The organism is Desulfovibrio sp. (genome assembly GCF_034006445.1).
In the GTDB taxonomy this organism is placed as follows: Bacteria; Desulfobacterota; Desulfovibrionia; order Desulfovibrionales; family Desulfovibrionaceae; genus Desulfovibrio.
Genome location: NZ_JAVESS010000001.1, coordinates 25,827 through 41,628 on the forward strand (window position 1 = coordinate 25,827; position 15,802 = coordinate 41,628).

The following is a 15,802-nucleotide window of genomic DNA, read 5'->3' on the forward strand; positions in this document are numbered from 1 at the left end:
GAAACAACTGCGCGTTTCAAAGAGGCTCTTTAATCAGTGCTTCCTTAAAGCCCCAGTGTGCCTTGCGGCGCAGACCTCGGAGGAAACCATGTTTGCCGTTATAAAAAACACGTTCGCACACCTGCTGGAAGTGCCCGATGCCGTGTCACCGGCACGGTATCGATCGCTCCGGCGGCTTATGACCATGCTGATGGTGGCGGTGTCTGTAACGCCGTTGCTGCTGCTCTCGGGCATAAGCCATGTGCAGTATACCAGAACCCTCGAGCGTGAGGTGGAAGGCCCCATCTACGCGCTGGCCCGCAAGTCGCAGGCGGCTCTGGAACTGTATCTTGGCGAGCGTGAATCCACCGTGAGCTTCATCGCCCATGCCTATACATTCAAGGATCTGGCGGATGAGCGCACCCTTAACCGGATTTTTCTGTCCCTCAGAAGCGAGTTCCAGGGCTTTGTGGACATGGGGCTGGTCAATTCCGACGGCATGCAGATTTCCTACATCGGGCCGTACAAGCTCAAGGGCGTGGACTATGCGGGCAAGCCCTGGCTGCGCGAAACGGAAATCAAGAGCCGGTATCTGAGCAATGTTTTTCTGGGCTATCGTGGCTATCCGCATATGGTCATAGCCGTTCACAGGATGGAAGAAAGCGGCATCTCATGGACCCTGCGCGTGGCTGTGGACACGCTGCGCCTGCAGCAGGTGCTTTCGGCCGTGGGGCCGGAGCAGGACACCGACGTTTTTCTGGTGGACAGGGAAGGCGTGTTGCAGACAGATTCCAACCTCTACGGCAAGGCCCTGGAACCCTGCCCCCTGCCCACGCCCCAGGCCACGGCAGAAACCGTGGTGCGCACCATTACCGAACCGTCAGGGCGCAAGCTCATGGTTGCCTCGTGCGGACTGGCGGGCACGGATTTTACGCTGCTGGCGGTCAAGCCCACGGCTGACGCCTTTCGCCCCTGGACGGCCCTGCGTACCGAACTGCTGATTGTTCTCTGCGGCGGCGTGGCGCTTATTGTGCTTGTGTCGCACCTGCTCATGAAGCAGCTCATCAACAGGCTTCAGGCCAGCGATGAACGCCGGGTGGCCGTTTTTGCCCAGATGGAGCACAACCAGAAGCTATCGTCCATAGGGCGGCTGGCTGCGGGAGTGGCCCATGAGGTCAACAATCCCCTGGCCGTCATTTATGAAAAGGCCGGTCTGGCGCGTGACCTGATCAATCTGGGGCAGATGGGCGGCGAGGACAAGGACAAGGACAGGCTCAATACCCTGCTTGAGGGCATTGAAAGCACGGTGGAGAGGGCGCGCGGCATTACCCACAGGCTGCTGGGCTTTGCCCGGCGCATGGAGGCCAACCGCCAGAGCCTGCATATTGAGGAAGTTATTGCCGAAACCCTGTCGTTTCTTGAGCGTGAGGCCAAGAACAGGGGCGTCAGCCTGCAGATGGAACTGGATGACAATCTGCCCGAAATTGTTTCCGACCGCGGCCAGTTGCAACAGATTTTTCTGAATATCGTGGGCAACGCGCTGGATGCCGTGACGGGCAGCCAGCTTCCCGGAGGCGCAAAGAACGGGCAGGAACGCTTTGTGAAAGTGCAGTGCGTTCCCTCAGGCGCAGACGCGCTTGCGGTTACTGTGTGCGATAATGGCAAGGGTATGCCCCCAGAGGTGTTGCGGCACATTTTCGAGCCGTTCTATTCCACCAAAAAAGACAAGGGCACCGGGCTTGGCATGTTTATCACCTACGGCATCGTGCGCCGTCTTGGCGGCGAAATCCGTGTGGAAAGTGAAGAAGGTCGCGGCAGCACCGTGTACGTGACCCTGCCTTTGACCCCGCCCGACGGCTCTGTGGAGGTATAGTGATGGCCTTGCGTATACTTCTGGCTGACGATGAAAAAGATTTTGTCGAAACCCTGGCAGAAAGGCTTGAACTGCGTGGGCACACCGTGCGCGTGGTTTTTGACGGCCTTGCGGCCCTCAGCGCCGTGGCTGAAGAAATGCCCGACGTGGTGGTGCTTGATTTGCTCATGCCGGGCCTGCCCGGCGACGAGGCTTTGCACCGCCTCAAGGCGGCACAGCCCGATCTGCCAGTGATTCTGCTTACAGGGCACGAGGTTGTGGACGACACGGGGCTTTCGCCCGTGTGCCAGGCCTATGCCTGCCTGACCAAACCCCTGAGCTTCAACGTGTTTCTTGAAACTTTGGAAGCTGCAGTCCGTGAGTGCCGCGAGACCGCGTCTCGTGAAGGAGGCCGCGCATGAATACCAGTCAATGTACGGCCCGCCTGCTGGCGTCAGCAGTGCACGACATGCGCAACGTGCTTGCGGTGATTCGTGAATCCGCCGGTCTTGCACAGGATCTGGCGGCCCTGGCTGACTCTTCCGCCGCCAGGAACGGCGGCGGCGCTTTGGCGGGAAAACAGCGGCTTGAAGCCGCCCTGGCCGAGGCGCAACGCTCTGTAGGGCAGGGAGCCGCCCTGGCCGAGGCCATGGACTATCTGGCCCAGTCCGGCGGTGCGGAAAGCGGCGAACACAGCGGCCCGTGTGATCTGGCCCGCGTGAACCGCAGCTTTTGCCTGCTGGCAGGCCGTCAGGCCCGCGCGGCGCAAATCGGCCTTGTGAGCGGCGAATGCTCGGAGCCAGTGTGGGCGTCTGTGCCGCCCATGGACGTGCTGCGCGCCCTGCTTGAAATTTTCGACCTCTGCGCTTCGGTGGGCGGTCAGGTGCAACTGCGTTTCACCGCCGGACGTCGCCAGAAGGAAGAAGGTATTGTGGTGGAAGTGCTGGAAGGAGCCAACAGGGAATTGGCTCTGGCTGCCATGACGGGCAGTCCCATGCTCAGCGGCATGCGCCCCGGCTGGCGGGCCGCGCTCATGCCCTGGCGAGAGCAGGGGCCGCGCTTCTTTCTTTCACTTTCCGCCTGCGACTCAGATGCAGCATAACCGGTTCCGGCTGATGCCCGGGCCTTCAAGGAGAGTTCCATGACCAAGGAAGACATCAAAATTCTGCTGGTGGACGATGAAAAGCAGTTCGTGGATACGCTGGCCGAGCGCCTTGCCATGCGTGGCTTTGCTGCAAGGGTGGCTTATGATGGCCCTGAAGCCCTGCAGGCGGTGGAGCAGGCCACGGACGTCATAGTGCTTGACCTGCGCATGCCCGGCATGGACGGCTTTGAAGTGCTGCGCAATGTGAAAAAGAGCAACCCGCAGGTGCAGGTGATCATCCTGACCGGGCACGGCGGCGATGCCGAAGAGCAGACCGCCTACCGTATGGGCGCGTACAATTTCCTGCGCAAGCCCATGGACATTGACGAACTGCTCAGCAGCATCCGCATGGCCTACCGCGACAAGCTGGAAAACGCCATGGTGGCGGTATCGCTGGCAGAAGGCGGCGATTTTGATTCCGCCCGCGATGTCATGAATGAAAAGGATATTATGCAGGATCACGAAAAATAGACAGCGGCGGTTTGATCTGACCGCCGCGCAGGAGCGGCCATGCGCGTGCTGATTGTTGATGACGAGTCGGCGTTTGCCGGGCCTCTGGCCCAGCGTCTGAGCCTGCGCGGCATGGAAACGCGCACGGCCCATGATGCCGGTGAAGCCTTGAAGGTTTTGCACGACTGGCCTGCGGAACTGGTGTTTCTTGATGTGGGCCTGCCCGGCATGGACGGTGTGGCGCTGCTCAAGATCATGCGCGAAAAACACCCGCAGACGGATGTGGTCATGCTCTCCGGGGCCGCAGATATGGGCAAGGCGGTGCAGGCCATGCGCCGGGGGGCTTTCAACTGGCTTTCCAAGCCCGTAGACCTTGAACAGGTGCTGGAAGAATGCCGCAAGGCGCAAGAGCGCGCAGCCGTCCGGCAGGAAGCAGCCCGGCTGGCGGAAGCCGCGCGCTGGCGCAGCCTGGGCCGCGTGGCGGAAGGTGTGGCCCACGAGGTGAACAACCCGCTGAATATCGTGGTGCAGGCCGCCGGGCTCATCAAGGACTGCCTGGAGGAGCCAGAGGCGCAGGCCCTGCCGGATATTGACGAGCTGCGCGAGGCCGTCAACACCATCCGCACGCAAAGCCTGCGCGTGCGCGAGATAACCCGCAAGCTGCTCATGGTCGGGCATGGGCTGGACGCGCGCACGGGCCCCCTGGACGTCGCGGCCATCATTGGCGAAGTTACGGAGCTGTTGCGCCACAGGATTGATGCCACCGGCCTGCAGTGTCTGGTTGATCTTTCAGGCGCCCGCCTGCCTGAGGAGCAACGCCAGGCGGACGACCTGACCGTCGAAGACGAGTTGCGGCCCTGGGGGTCTGCGCCGGAGTTGCGGCAAATATTTTTGCATCTGTTTGAAAATGCTCTGGATGCCATGCCCCACGGCGGTGTTGTGCGCGTAACGGCCAAGGTAAGGCGTGACGGCCAGGGCAGGAGCTGGTATGATTTACTGGTGGCTGACACCGGGCCTGGCATAGCGCCGGACATAATGCCCCATATTTTTGAACCGTTCTTCAGTTCGCGTGCCCTTCAAAGCGGATGCGGCAGTCATGACCAATACCATGACAGTCCCAGCGGCAGCGCCATGCGCCCCGGCTCTGCAGCACAATCCCATATGGGCCGCTATGCGGGTCTCGGCCTTGCCGTGGCCCGTTCACTGGCGCACGCGCGCGGTGGTGAACTCTCCGCCGCAAACAGCCAGGAAGGCGGGGCAGTCTTCTGCCTCAGTCTCCCCTTGGCGCAAATGCCCTCAGCCACCGGTCAGGCTGCGGGCGACCGCTCTCCGGGCGGCGGCCTTTGACGGCCGCCCCCGGTGGCGTTGACGCGCAAGATGCGTCAATAAAAAATCCCGGCGCGAACCGGGATTTTTTATTGCAGATGTGTCCGTGGCGCTGCCGCTTGGCCGCCTTGTCATCAGAAATGCTGCCGTCCGTCCGGCCAAGACATCAGAAATACTGCCGCCTGTCCGACCAGGGTATCAGAAGCGATTTTCTCAGCCGCATTTTGGCGCAGACGCCGTTACCGTATCCGCCTTTAATCCGTCTTTACCGCAGCGTCTTTGGCGTCAGGCGCAAAACGCGGCGACTGTGGCAGGCGTACTCCGGCAGGGGGGCAGGGGGCAGCGGCTACTCGGCGTTCTCGCCGAGGTTGTTCAGCCATTGGGCCATGCGGGCGGTCTGTTCCAGATACCACAGCGAAGCTATAAGCGGCGAAAGCGTGCCGCCGTCAGGGTCATACATGGCGGAGGAACCGTGCTTGCGCAGGCTTTCCCAGGCGGTGACAGCTTCATGCAGCGATTTGGCGCGTTCTTCCCCCAAAACAGGGGCCAGAGAGATCTGCTTGAGGGCGATGATCTTCTCCAGGCGCTCCAGTTCTGCGGAGATGCAATCCTGCATGTCCGTGGTCACCCCGGCCGCGCGATCCATGCACGCCTGGTAGCCGGGGCTGAACAGATTGTCAGCCTGTGCGGGAGAAAAATCGTCCTGATCCGCACCCGGGGCTGCGCCCTGACTGCCTGACGGCGGACTCACAGTGGCAGGAGCAGCACCAATTGCGTTTGTCTGGGGTATTTTTGCCAAAGGAGCGCCGCTGCCGTTGGAAGTCGCGGGCTGTGTTTCAGCGTGGCGCTCGGCGCTGAATGCGGGCGGGGCAGTGGACAGTAGAGCCAGCATGGTCAACGCAGGCATAATTACGCGAAAAGATTTCAGACAGCTTCGCAACATCCTGGACTCCTTGATGAATAAGCAAACAGAGCTTCAGTGTACGCGCAGGGCCAGAGGGGCGCAAGGGGTGGGGACGCTGATACAGCGCCACAAAACTTTCGCGCGCAAGGTCTGTCTGGCCGACAGAGCACCGTCATGTCAAAGGGCGCTGGCGGCTGCATGAGCGGTCGCGCCCATCACAAACGGGGTTTGGCCGCGCTGCACTCTCGTGGCGCGAGAGCAATATAACTTTTGAACTGCTCTCATAGCCCGCTGGCGGCTGCGTGAGCGGTCGCGGCCATCACAAACGCGGTTTGGCCGCGCTGCACTCTCGTGGCGCGAGAGCAATATAACTTTTGAACTGCTCTAATAGCCCGCTGGTGTCTGCTCCCGCACCCGCCAGCGCAATTTCAACGTGAAATTGCGCTAACGGTATTCGCGCCCAGACCAGAGAACCCGGCCAATAACCCTGAACTGGTCGGCCATGTCGCCGCGCAAGTCCAGGCTGACAGGAGGATATGCCGGATTAACGCTGTGCAGTATGATCTTGCCAGGAATTTTGTCAATACGTTTTATATAGATGGCGTCTTCAAAGCCCACAGCGTACAGGCGGCCGGGGCTGATTTCCGTCTGCCCCTTGTCCAGCAGCACCAGGTCGTTGTCAAAGATTTCAGGCACCATGCTGTCGCCGGATACGCGCATCAGAACCATACGCCTGGGATTGCCCTTGCGGCGCAAAAAATCGCCTCTGAAGGCGTAGCTGTCATCAGTGCGCTCGCTGACTTCAAGGCTGCCCGTACCAGCGGAAAGCCGCGCTTCGGCCAGTGGAATATGGATAAGGTCTGCTTCGCTGTCAGGTGAAGCTGCGGGAAGCTCACCCTCAGCCGCTTCGGGCAGGCGCATGGGGCCGCTGCCAAAGAAGAGCCAGTGCGCGTTCACGTTGGTTTCTGCCGCGCATTCCTGTATCCAGGCTGGCGGCACCTCGCCGCGTTTGCGCGCGCCGCTGACGGATTGGGGGGTGATGCCCAGAGCGCGCGCCAATTCAGCGTCGCTCGTGGCGTTAAGGGACAGCATAAGCCTTTGCAGGGTTGCTTCGAAGCCGGTTTTTTCGGTCATGGCATGCCTCGCGTGCCGCGTCAGCCGTGCCTTCAAGCTGGGCATGCCGCGCGGCGGGCCTTGAACAGCCCGTGCACTACGGGCTGTGGGGTTTTGTGAGTGCTGGCGATGTTTCTGACGGGCGGCATGCCCACAAGAAACGTATGTGCCTGGGTCAGGCTATCAATCTTGATGCAAGCTGGCAAGAATTTTATCAACTTTAAGTTGATAAATGTTTTCTATGAGTAATCAAAAAATGATTGATAAAATATAAAATTGTTTTTTCACAGTGTTGTGTCAGTTTCGTGTGCTCGTAGTCTGTTGTTTTGCCAGCGCGATCAGTCTGAGGGTCAGGTTGGCCACAAGAACGCCGCCGCAGGCCAGAATAGTATCGATCAGCCGCCAGCCGAGCAGGGATATGTCGCCCCCCGTGCCCAGCATGGCCATATCCACGAGCAGGAGCACGATGAAGGTAATGATCAGGCTGAACAGCATGTAATGCCCGGCCTGGGCGTAAGGGATGAAGAGTGCGGTCAGGGCGATGCAGCCGGCAAGCTGCAGGGGGGCCTGCAGGTTGAATACCACCGGGGCCGCTGCAATAACGCCAAGCACCGTGCCCAGGGCCCGGTCGCGTATGCGGTGCAGTTCGGTGGCGCCATCGCTGTGCATGACAAAGAGTACGGTCAGCCCCACCCATGCAGGATGGCTGAAATTCATTTGGCGCGCTGCCAATGTGCAGAGCAGCACCGTAAGGGGAACCGCCACGCCAAAAAGGCGGTCATTGACGGCCCCGTTTGTGAAGGCCTTGAATTCTTCAAAGGGGCTTGCTCCGTGCCCCTGCCCGCTGCCAAAGGGAATGCCCAGCACGCTGAGCGTCGCGCCCAGGGCAATGCCCGACATATAGAAGCCCGCCGCTGACAGAGAGCCGGTCAGGCCAAAATGGGTCAGCAGGGCGGCGGCGGCCATGTTTTTGACAACAAGGCTGAGGTAGGCCTGATCAGGGCGCGGCAGGGCGGCAAGCCAGCTGAAGAGTACCAGGGGAATAAGGGCAAGATTGTTATTGCCCTGTGTAAAAAAGCCCACAGTGGCGGCCAGGCATACAAGCAGCCCCCCCGCGCCGATGCACAGCACGCGCGGCAAGGGTGTGTAGCGTGGTGCAATGAACAGGGCGAACAGCGCCCCCATCCCTCCCAGCAGGGTGATGTCCGGTTTGTTCCAGGCCAGGCTGACGGCAATGGGTATGCACATGGCCAGCAGGTAAAGAACGCCTCGAACCATAAAGTCTCGTGTTTGTGGGGAAATGGACATGCAAGCTCCGGAGGAATCAGCGAAAACGGTTACATTATGTTTTTGATGCCTGTTTATCACAGGGTAAGCAGACAGGCATACGAAGATCAAACGCGCGTGTATGCCAGAATAATGAAGGAACGCACAGGGATATGCCGGCTGTTGCCCTTTGCCGCCGGCAATGGCTATGCTGACAGCACAGGCCGGGGTCTTGTAATGTCAGTACGATGAAGTTTCATGGTGCTGTCTTGACTTTTTGGCAACTGCTGACAAGCTGAAGATGTGATATCCATGCCATCTTGGGCTGGCGAAAGCGGGTCGTTTTTGTAGAAACAGTTACTGCGCTTTCGCGTCTTAAGAAACTGGCCAAACTGGCGATTAACTGTATATGCTGACAAAACCCAGGAACACGATGGGGAACCGGAGCCCGGTATGCCACCTGAATGCGTCTGAAGGATAAGAACAGGCAGAGGAGGTTCTGTACATGACTATCAAAGTAAGAATTATCTTGGGGTTGCTGCTGACCATCGCCATCATGGCGGGCAGCACGATACCCTATGTAACCAGTAAAATGCGTGACAATGCCGAACAGGCGTATCTGGACGCCTCTGGTGAACAGCTGCAGATTATGGGCAGCTATATTGAAGGATTTCTTGGCGAAGCCGAGCGCAACCTTGCGGTTCTGTCGGCCAATGAGATGCTGATCAATGCCGAGGGGCTTTTTCCCAGTTACGTGAACAAAACGGGCGAGACCTTTTACAAGCGTTCCGAGCTTGGCCCGGAGGCCGCCAGGGCCACCCGGCCTCTGGCGCGTCTGGCCGAGGTGAACCCCGCCTATGCCGAGATTTACGTGGGATATCCTGACGGCAGTTACGGCACCTCCATGAAGGAGGGGCCAGTACCTGGCGGATTCAATTCTTCCAAGCGTCCCTGGTATGTGGGCCGTATGAACTCCAACAAGGACGTGGGCCTCGCCGACAGTTACCTGTCCATTTCCGGCGAACTGGTGCTGGCCGTAACGCACACTATGCGTGGCACCAATGGCGAAATCAAGGGTATACTGGGAGCCGACGTTTCGCTCAAGGGTCTTTCAGACAAGTTTGGCGCGCTGAATTTCGGCAGCACCGGTTACTTCATGCTTATTGAAAATACGGGGCGCATCCTTTGCGATCCCAGAGACAAGGAGCTTACCGGCAAGATTATCGGCAAGGAGGTCAAGGATCCTGGGCTTGAACAGCTGTTCAAGGCCAAGGATGGCCTTGTGCTCACCCGCATAAAGGACGTGGCGGTTCGCGCCAACGTGCTTACCACCCGCTTTGGCTGGAAGATCGCCGTCATTCAGGATGAGAGCGAGATTTTCGCCAGCGCCAATGAGGCCATCCGTTCCGTGTCCATCATCTATGGCATCGTGACGGTCATCATGATGGTTGTGGCCTGGGGCATCGTGCGGTCCATCAACCGTCCTCTGCGTCTGATTGTTGTGGAGGCGGACAAGATTGCCCAGGGCGACCTTAATGTGCGCCTTGAACCGCGCGATTTTTACGGCGAACTGGCCGAATTGCGGCATTCTTTGCTGAATATGGTCAGCAACTTGCAAAACATGATTGCAACCGCGCAGCAAAAGAGCAAGGAGGCCGAGGATCAGGCTCTGCTGGCCAAGGCCGCCACAGAACAGGCCGAAGCAGCGCGGCATCAGGCTGAGAGCGCCAGGCGCGACGGCATGCTGGCTGCCGCCAGTCAGCTGGAAGAGGTGGTGTCCATCATCTCGTCCGCCTCCAATGAGCTTTCGGCCCGCATAGATCAGTCAAGCCACATATCGACGGAATCCGCCAGTCGCCTTGGCGAGGCCGCCACGGCCATGAACCAGATGAACGCCACCGTGCGCGAAGTGGCGAGCAACGCTTCTTCCGCATCGGCCATGTCCAACGAAACGCGGGGCAATGCCGAAAACGGCGCGCAGATTGTGCTTCAGGCCCTGAAGAGCATTGATCAGGTTCACAGCGTCTCAATGGAACTCAAGGACGACATGGCGCAACTGAATGAGCATGCCCAGGCCATCAACCGCATCATGGGCGTCATTTCAGATATCGCGGATCAGACCAACCTGCTGGCGCTCAATGCCGCCATTGAGGCCGCGCGCGCCGGTGACGCCGGGCGGGGATTTGCCGTGGTTGCCGATGAGGTGCGCAAGCTGGCTGAAAAGACCATGGCGTCCACCCAGGATGTGGGCAATGCCATCAAGGCGATTCAGGAGAGTACAACCAAGAGTGTCGGCGGCATGGACAAGGCGCTTGTGGAAGTGGAAACCGCCACCGGTTTTGCCCGCCAGTCTGGCGAAGCCCTGCGCCAGATTGTGCAGAATGTGGAGACCACGGCGGATCAGGTGCGGGCCATCGCCACGGCCAGTGAAGAGCAGTCTGCCGCCAGTGAGGAGATCAACGAGTCCATCGTGCATGTCAACGACATGTCGGGTCAGACCGCCCAGGCTATGGGTGAGGCTGCTCATGCGGTGAACGATCTTGCGCAGCAGGCGCGCCGCCTGAGCGAACTTATCGAGAATATGAAAAAAGCCTGATGGCGCTCACATAACCCAGGGCGGGTAGCCGTTGAACGGCTACCCGCCCTTGTGCGTGGCGAGCCTATTTTTGCAGCCACGCTTCGACCTGTTCAGGGTGGTCTTTTATGAACTGGCGGGCGTTTTTCAGCGGGTCCGCGCCTTTTTCCTGGTTCTTGGCCATAAGCTGCTGCAACTGATCCGCCCCGGTATAGGAGAACCTGGACAGGAAGGCATGCGCGTCAGGGTGATCCTTTTTCAAACCCTTGCGGGCCACGCTGTAAATGGCTTCTTCAGTGCCGAGGATGGCCTTGGGGTCGTCCAGATAGTGCAGGTTCCAGCGGCCAAACATCCAGTGGGGCGACCAGCCTGTGACAACAATCCACTGCTTTTTGCGGATGGCCTCCGCCAGGCTGGAGGTCATGATGGCGTCGCTTCCGTCAATCAACTCCATATTGTCTATGCCGTAGTCTTTCAGGAGCTTTTCGGTCAGGCCCATATATACCGCGCCTGCGTCTATGCCTATTATCCGGTTCTGGAATTTATCCGCGTTGGCTTTCAGTTCCTCGACAGATTTCAGCGGCACATAGTCGGGTACCACAAGCCCCAGCCGTGCGCCGCCGGTAATCTTGCCGAGGATTTCCAGCTTGTCCTTGTATTTTTTTACCATATCCTTGTGAGTATTGGGCAGCCATGCGGTGACCGTGGCGTCGGAGTCGCCCGTGGCCATGCTGGTCCAGAGTATGGGAACCGTGACGGGCAGCAGCTCAACCTTGTAGCCCAGTCTGTCTTCAAGCACCGCTTTGGCCAGATTGCTCGAGACTGTGGCGCAGTCCCATTCCACGTAGACGATCTTGAGGGTTTTGTCCTTTCTGGTGTCTTTGGCTGTGGCGCAGACGGCCAGCAGCATGACGGCGGCCAGGGCAATGCCCAGTATGCGAAGTTTCATGGGGACTCCTTCTTTTAAAAGGGTGCTTGGGAACGCTTCGACTTTGCGAACGTCCATTCTCAACGTGCTGCACGCGCCCGCTGCGGCGTGTGTAGCACGTTGAATCGCGTTTGCGCCTTCAGAGCTGTTAGCCTTTTTCAAAGCACGATGCCCTGACTGTCTGGAGGAGGCGTAGGGGACAGTGTCCGCCGCTGCGCCTGCAGATAACCCTTGCAGGGACGCAAGGGCGCGGGAACTGCACCCCTTTGCGACGTAACATCCTCAAAGGGTTGCAATGCGTTAATGGGTTTTCCCGGAGCTCTTTTGCGCCAGGGCGCGGAACATGCGGTCAAGGGTGATGGCCACAATGACGATGCCGATACCCGCCTCGAAGCCCATGCCGATATTGAGCCGCTGAATGGCCTTCCACACCTCGCCGCCAAGACCGCGTGCGCCGATCATGGCCGCAATGACGGCCATGGACAGGGCCAGCATGATGGTCTGGTTTACGCCAGCCACAATGGTGGGCATGGCCAGCGGCAGTTCAAGTTTGTAGAGGCGCTGCATGCGCGTGGCCCCAAAAGCTTCGGCGCACTCAACCAGATCCTGGGGGACCTGCTGAATACCCAGGCAGGTCAGGCGGATTGCCGGAGGCACGGAAAAAATAACCGTGGCCACCACAGCGCTGACCTTGCCAATGCCAAAGAAGGGGATGGCGGGGATAAGATAGACAAAGGCGGGCATGGTCTGCATGACGTCCAGCACCGGCATGACGATTTTGCGCGCCGTGGGGCACATGGCCGCCAGAATGCCGCAGGGCACGCCAATGAGAACGGAAAGCAGCGTGGCCGCGAGCACGAGTGCAAGGGTGCTGATGGTTGGCGTCCACAAGCCCATATTCCACAAGAGAAAAAACCCCAGAACCACAAATACGGGCAGGCCAGGACGGCGCGTCACACGCCAGGCCAGAGCGGTCAGCAGCAGGATAAAAAGCCACGGCGGGGGCAGAAGAAGCGCCTCTTCAAAGCGATCCAGCAGGCTGAGCATGATGTCCGAACCGGCGCGGGTAACGCCGGAAAAATGCTCGACCAGAACATCTATGGCGCTGTCAACGTAGCTGGCCAAGGGCAGTCTAGGCAGCATGGGCGCCTCCCCGGTTGTGTTCCACCAGAGCGCCCAGCAGCAGCCCGCGCACAATGACGCCCTGCAAGCGCTGGCGCTCGTCCACCACGGCCAGGGGGTAGGGCAGGTCTGCCATGAGGGGCACAATTTCGGTCACGGGGGTGTCGGGTCTGACGGTGGTGATGTCCGAACTGGTTATCTCCTTCAGGTCAGAACGCCCCTCGCTGACCATGCGCTCCGCGTCGGCGGCGTTGATAATGCCCACAAAGTGGCGGTGTCTGTCCAGGACGAAAAGCGAAGCTATGGAGTGTACGCGCATCTTGCGCAGGGCGGCGCGCGGGCCGTCCAGCCCCAGCACGGCGGCGTCTTCGGAACGCTTCATGACGCTGGCCGCCGTGAGCACCTGCGAGGCGTCTGCCGAAGCGACAAACCGGGCCACATGCTCGTTGGCCGGGGCATGCAGGATTTCTTCCGGAGTGCCGGTCTGTACTATGGAGCCGTCCTGCAGCAGGACAATGCTGTCGCCGAGCTTGAAGGCTTCGTTAAGATCATGCGTGATGAAGACGATGGTTTTGTGTATGTCTTCCTGAAGCGCCAGCAGTTCGTCCTGCATTTCCTGCCGTATAAGGGGGTCAAGCGCGCTGAAGGCTTCATCCATGAGCAGAACCTGCGGTTCCAGTGCAAGAGCCCTGGCCAGACCCACTCGCTGCTTCATGCCGCCGGAGAGCTGGCCAGGATGGGCATTTTGCCATTGGGCCAGACCCACGCGCTCCAGCACTTCTTTGCTTTTTTTCAGACGGGTGGCTTCTGGGACGCCCATGACTTCAAGGCCGAAGGCGGTGTTTTGCAGCACTGTTCTGTGGGGGAAAAGCGCGAAGTTCTGAAATACCATGCCAAAGCAGCGCTGACGCACGTGGCGCAGGTTTTTGCTGCTCATGCTGGTGATGTCTTCGCCGTCCACAAGAATGCGCCCGGTGGTGGGCATGATAAGGCCGTTGAGGCAACGCAGCAGCGTGGATTTTCCGCTGCCGGAAAGCCCCATAATAACCAGTAACTGGCTGTCTGTGATGTCGATGGATATGTCGAACAGGGCAACAGTGGTGCGGGTCTGGCGCAGGATGTCAGCGCGCGAAACGCCTTTGGCCGCCAGCCGTAAAGCCTGCTTCGGGTGTGGCCCAAAGACTTTTGAAACATTCTGGATAGAGATTTTTGCCATATACCCTCCTTCTGCCGTGGCGCGATATGCCACGGGTGTAGCCCGTAACCGGGCGAGTATATGGAAGGACGATCAGGTTGTGACCGTCAAAACGAACGTGCTGGAGTCATCAGCGTTGAGGGCACCAGCAGATGAACGCCTCCTCGGTATGTACCGAACTTCCATAAAGTGTGTGAATAAGTGCTGTTGAAACAACAATGCCGTCATACGAAGTTTGCTTGGCGTTTTTATTCCTCCATGTGGGGCAGGGGCAGGCCAGGGTCGGGTGAAATGCCTTCCCGGCCGGAATTACAGGGTATGTGTGGAAAGGACAGGCATAGTGCAGTGCAAACTGTCAGGAAAAACAGTGTGTGTTTCGAAATACAGTTTGTGGTAAAAATATGTTCTGTCGACAGTATTTTTTATGATCCACGCATATTAAACCAGTATGAAAAAAAATTAACAGAAGAATACCTGTCCGAAATATTGTTATTATCATTGGATAAGAAAAATACTGCTATTTCGCATAAAATTTTTGTGACAATAAAGTAAAAAACCATGCAAATCAAGCTCGGCTTTTGTTTTGCTGTTTTGTTTGCCCGTTCGGTAAAGATTTCAGGGGATGGGGGCGTGGCGCGCGGCCCACGGCGTAAATCCTGGTAAAGCCCCGCTGTGTTCGGGCTATGCCAGAATGACGTCCACTTCCATGCCGCGCCGCAGTGGCGGGCACCCTGCGGGAATGTCCACAAAGCAGTTGTAGTCGTCACGCAGGGCTGGCTGGCCTATGCCCCCATTTTCAGGGCGCATGAAGACCTCGAAGCCTTCAATCCTCGCCATCATGAGGCGGCGCGCATCCTTGCGGCAGGAGCCGAAGTCATTGCGCATGACGCCGCGCAGGCGCTTCAGGCCGTAGTGCGCGCGTCCGGACATTTTGCGTATGAGGGGCCCCGCCAGCAGGCCAAAGGCCGCAGCGGCGGCCACGGGATTGCCGGAAAGGCCGAGAAGTACGCTGTCGCCTATGACCGCGCCCAGGGTCATGGCTCCGGGCTTCATGTGCAGGCCGCGAAACAGCAGGCGGCCGCCGTGACGGGTTGCCAGGTCTTCCGCCAGGCGCGAAATCAGGTCGCGTGGGCCAAAGGATACGCCGCCTGTGGTGATAATCAGGCGGCTTTGCCCAAGCATGCCCTCCACATGCTGCCGCAGCCTGTCATAGCTGTCGGCGCAGGTTTCCATGCGCAGGACGCGTGCCCCAAGATTTTGCAGGCGTATGCCCAGCAGCGTGCCGCTGATGTTGTATATGCCGCCTTCAGAAAGCGGACGGCCTGGCGGGCACAGTTCGTCGCCGCTGGCGAGCATGCTTGCCGTGGGTTTGTCAAAGACGTGCGCATGAATGTGGCCTTGCCCGGCCAGCAGGCCCAGTGTGCCGCTGTGCAGCACGTCCCCGCGCCGCGCCAGGGGCTGGCCCACAGCCACGTCATATCCACAGGGGCGGCAATTGCGGCCCGGCGTCAGGCTGTGGCGCACAGTGACGCGGTTTTCATCAGCAGTGGTTTCTTCCTGCCACATGACGCAGTCCGCCCCCGGCGGCATCATGGCTCCTGTGGTTATGCGCGCGGCCTGTCCGGGCGGCAGGGGTGCGCCCGGCCCACCGCCAGCATACAGATACTGGCTCACAGGCAGGGTGACGGGACAATCCGGACGCGCCTGGGCGATGTCGGCGCTGTGCAGGGCGTAGCCGTCCACCTGGGCGCGATCAAAAGGCGGCTGCGACAGGCTGGCGAAGATGTCGGCGGCGCATACCCGCCCGTCGGCCTCAAGCAGGGGCAGGCGAAGGGTCTGCTCCGTGGGGCGGGCACAGGCCAGCAGGGCCGCCAGAGCTTTCTCCAGCGGCAGGATGATCTGCTGCCCAGGAATGTGCAGGCAGGCGTGAGAAGGACAAAAAGACATG

13 protein-coding genes are annotated in these 15,802 nt (G+C 59.5%); 6 read left to right on the forward strand and 7 right to left on the reverse strand.

Going from position 1 to position 15,802, the window contains the following annotated elements; genetic code table 11:
• The first annotated feature begins 88 nt into the window (after window positions 1-88).
• Genes RBR41_RS00130 through RBR41_RS00150 form a run of 5 tightly spaced genes read left to right on the forward strand, consistent with a single transcriptional unit; the run spans window position 89 to window position 4,772 of the window.
• Entirely contained in the window at window positions 89-1,852 is a 1,764-nt protein-coding gene (locus tag RBR41_RS00130; RefSeq protein WP_320350016.1) for a sensor histidine kinase, read from the forward strand.
• 2 nt (window positions 1,853-1,854) lie between these two features.
• Window positions 1,855-2,253 (forward strand): response regulator, encoded by a 399-nt coding sequence (locus tag RBR41_RS00135; RefSeq protein WP_320350811.1) that lies wholly within the window; start codon window positions 1,855-1,857, stop codon window positions 2,251-2,253.
• Window positions 2,250-2,933 (forward strand): HAMP domain-containing histidine kinase, encoded by a 684-nt coding sequence (locus RBR41_RS00140; protein ID WP_179981209.1) that lies wholly within the window; start codon window positions 2,250-2,252, stop codon window positions 2,931-2,933. Before RBR41_RS00135 ends, RBR41_RS00140 begins: the two co-directional genes overlap by 4 nt.
• Window positions 2,934-2,972: 39 nt before the next feature.
• Complete coding sequence (locus RBR41_RS00145; RefSeq protein ID WP_320350022.1) at window positions 2,973-3,446, forward strand: response regulator; 474 nt, start codon at window positions 2,973-2,975, stop codon at window positions 3,444-3,446.
• A gap of 39 nt (window positions 3,447-3,485) precedes the next feature.
• Complete coding sequence (locus RBR41_RS00150) at window positions 3,486-4,772, forward strand: hybrid sensor histidine kinase/response regulator (RefSeq protein WP_320350023.1); 1,287 nt, start codon at window positions 3,486-3,488, stop codon at window positions 4,770-4,772.
• 325 nt (window positions 4,773-5,097) lie between these two features.
• On the opposite strand, the gene RBR41_RS00155 is transcribed toward RBR41_RS00150, so the two are convergent.
• The 3 genes from RBR41_RS00155 to RBR41_RS00165 form a co-directional block, all read right to left on the reverse strand.
• Window positions 5,098-5,643: a lysozyme inhibitor LprI family protein gene (locus tag RBR41_RS00155; protein ID WP_320350027.1), complete on the reverse strand. Its 546-nt coding sequence runs from the start codon at window positions 5,641-5,643 to the stop codon at window positions 5,098-5,100.
• 456 nt (window positions 5,644-6,099) lie between these two features.
• Complete coding sequence (locus tag RBR41_RS00160) at window positions 6,100-6,789, reverse strand: helix-turn-helix transcriptional regulator (RefSeq protein WP_320350030.1); 690 nt, start codon at window positions 6,787-6,789, stop codon at window positions 6,100-6,102.
• Between the two features lie 276 nt (window positions 6,790-7,065).
• Window positions 7,066-8,076 carry an FUSC family protein gene (locus RBR41_RS00165; protein WP_320350032.1) on the reverse strand — a complete coding sequence of 337 codons (1,011 nt, stop codon included), beginning with the start codon at window positions 8,074-8,076 and terminating at the stop codon, window positions 7,066-7,068.
• A 463-nt stretch (window positions 8,077-8,539) separates the two neighbouring features.
• Here RBR41_RS00165 and RBR41_RS00170 point away from each other — a divergent pair, with 463 nt between their 5' ends.
• Complete coding sequence (locus RBR41_RS00170) at window positions 8,540-10,630, forward strand: methyl-accepting chemotaxis protein (RefSeq protein ID WP_320350034.1); 2,091 nt, start codon at window positions 8,540-8,542, stop codon at window positions 10,628-10,630.
• A 64-nt stretch (window positions 10,631-10,694) separates the two neighbouring features.
• Here RBR41_RS00170 and RBR41_RS00175 read toward each other — a convergent pair whose 3' ends face one another.
• From RBR41_RS00175 to RBR41_RS00190, 4 genes are all read right to left on the reverse strand, one after another.
• Window positions 10,695-11,558 carry a glycine betaine ABC transporter substrate-binding protein gene (locus RBR41_RS00175; RefSeq protein WP_320350036.1) on the reverse strand — a complete coding sequence of 288 codons (864 nt, stop codon included), beginning with the start codon at window positions 11,556-11,558 and terminating at the stop codon, window positions 10,695-10,697.
• Window positions 11,559-11,837: 279 nt separating this feature from the next.
• Window positions 11,838-12,680, reverse strand: coding sequence for a proline/glycine betaine ABC transporter permease (locus RBR41_RS00180; RefSeq protein ID WP_320350038.1), 843 nt, complete (start codon window positions 12,678-12,680; stop codon window positions 11,838-11,840).
• Window positions 12,670-13,875, reverse strand: a complete 1,206-nt coding sequence (locus tag RBR41_RS00185; protein WP_320350040.1) for a glycine betaine/L-proline ABC transporter ATP-binding protein — start codon at window positions 13,873-13,875, stop codon at window positions 12,670-12,672. Before RBR41_RS00185 ends, RBR41_RS00180 begins: the two co-directional genes overlap by 11 nt.
• 660 nt (window positions 13,876-14,535) lie before the next feature.
• Window positions 14,536-15,801, reverse strand: a complete 1,266-nt coding sequence (locus RBR41_RS00190; RefSeq protein ID WP_320350042.1) for a molybdopterin molybdotransferase MoeA — start codon at window positions 15,799-15,801, stop codon at window positions 14,536-14,538.
• Window position 15,802: the final 1 nt, after the last annotated feature.

Bases quoted from the DNA above. Each gene is read 5' to 3' on its own strand.
- RBR41_RS00185 (WP_320350040.1), bottom strand. From the start codon at position 13,875: ATGGCAAAAATCTCTATCCAGAATGTTTCAAAAGTCTTTGGGCCACAC.
- RBR41_RS00160 (WP_320350030.1), bottom strand. From the start codon at position 6,789: ATGACCGAAAAAACCGGCTTCGAAGCAACCCTGCAAAGGCTTATGCTG.
- RBR41_RS00170 (WP_320350034.1), top strand. From the start codon at position 8,540: ATGACTATCAAAGTAAGAATTATCTTGGGGTTGCTGCTGACCATCGCC.
- RBR41_RS00150 (WP_320350023.1), top strand. From the start codon at position 3,486: ATGCGCGTGCTGATTGTTGATGACGAGTCGGCGTTTGCCGGGCCTCTG.
- RBR41_RS00190 (WP_320350042.1), bottom strand. From the start codon at position 15,801: ATGTCTTTTTGTCCTTCTCACGCCTGCCTGCACATTCCTGGGCAGCAG.
- RBR41_RS00135 (WP_320350811.1), top strand. From the start codon at position 1,855: ATGGCCTTGCGTATACTTCTGGCTGACGATGAAAAAGATTTTGTCGAA.
- RBR41_RS00155 (WP_320350027.1), bottom strand. From the start codon at position 5,643: ATGCTGGCTCTACTGTCCACTGCCCCGCCCGCATTCAGCGCCGAGCGC.
- RBR41_RS00130 (WP_320350016.1), top strand. From the start codon at position 89: ATGTTTGCCGTTATAAAAAACACGTTCGCACACCTGCTGGAAGTGCCC.
- RBR41_RS00145 (WP_320350022.1), top strand. From the start codon at position 2,973: ATGACCAAGGAAGACATCAAAATTCTGCTGGTGGACGATGAAAAGCAG.
- RBR41_RS00165 (WP_320350032.1), bottom strand. From the start codon at position 8,076: ATGTCCATTTCCCCACAAACACGAGACTTTATGGTTCGAGGCGTTCTT.
- RBR41_RS00180 (WP_320350038.1), bottom strand. From the start codon at position 12,680: ATGCTGCCTAGACTGCCCTTGGCCAGCTACGTTGACAGCGCCATAGAT.
- RBR41_RS00140 (WP_179981209.1), top strand. From the start codon at position 2,250: ATGAATACCAGTCAATGTACGGCCCGCCTGCTGGCGTCAGCAGTGCAC.
- RBR41_RS00175 (WP_320350036.1), bottom strand. From the start codon at position 11,558: ATGAAACTTCGCATACTGGGCATTGCCCTGGCCGCCGTCATGCTGCTG.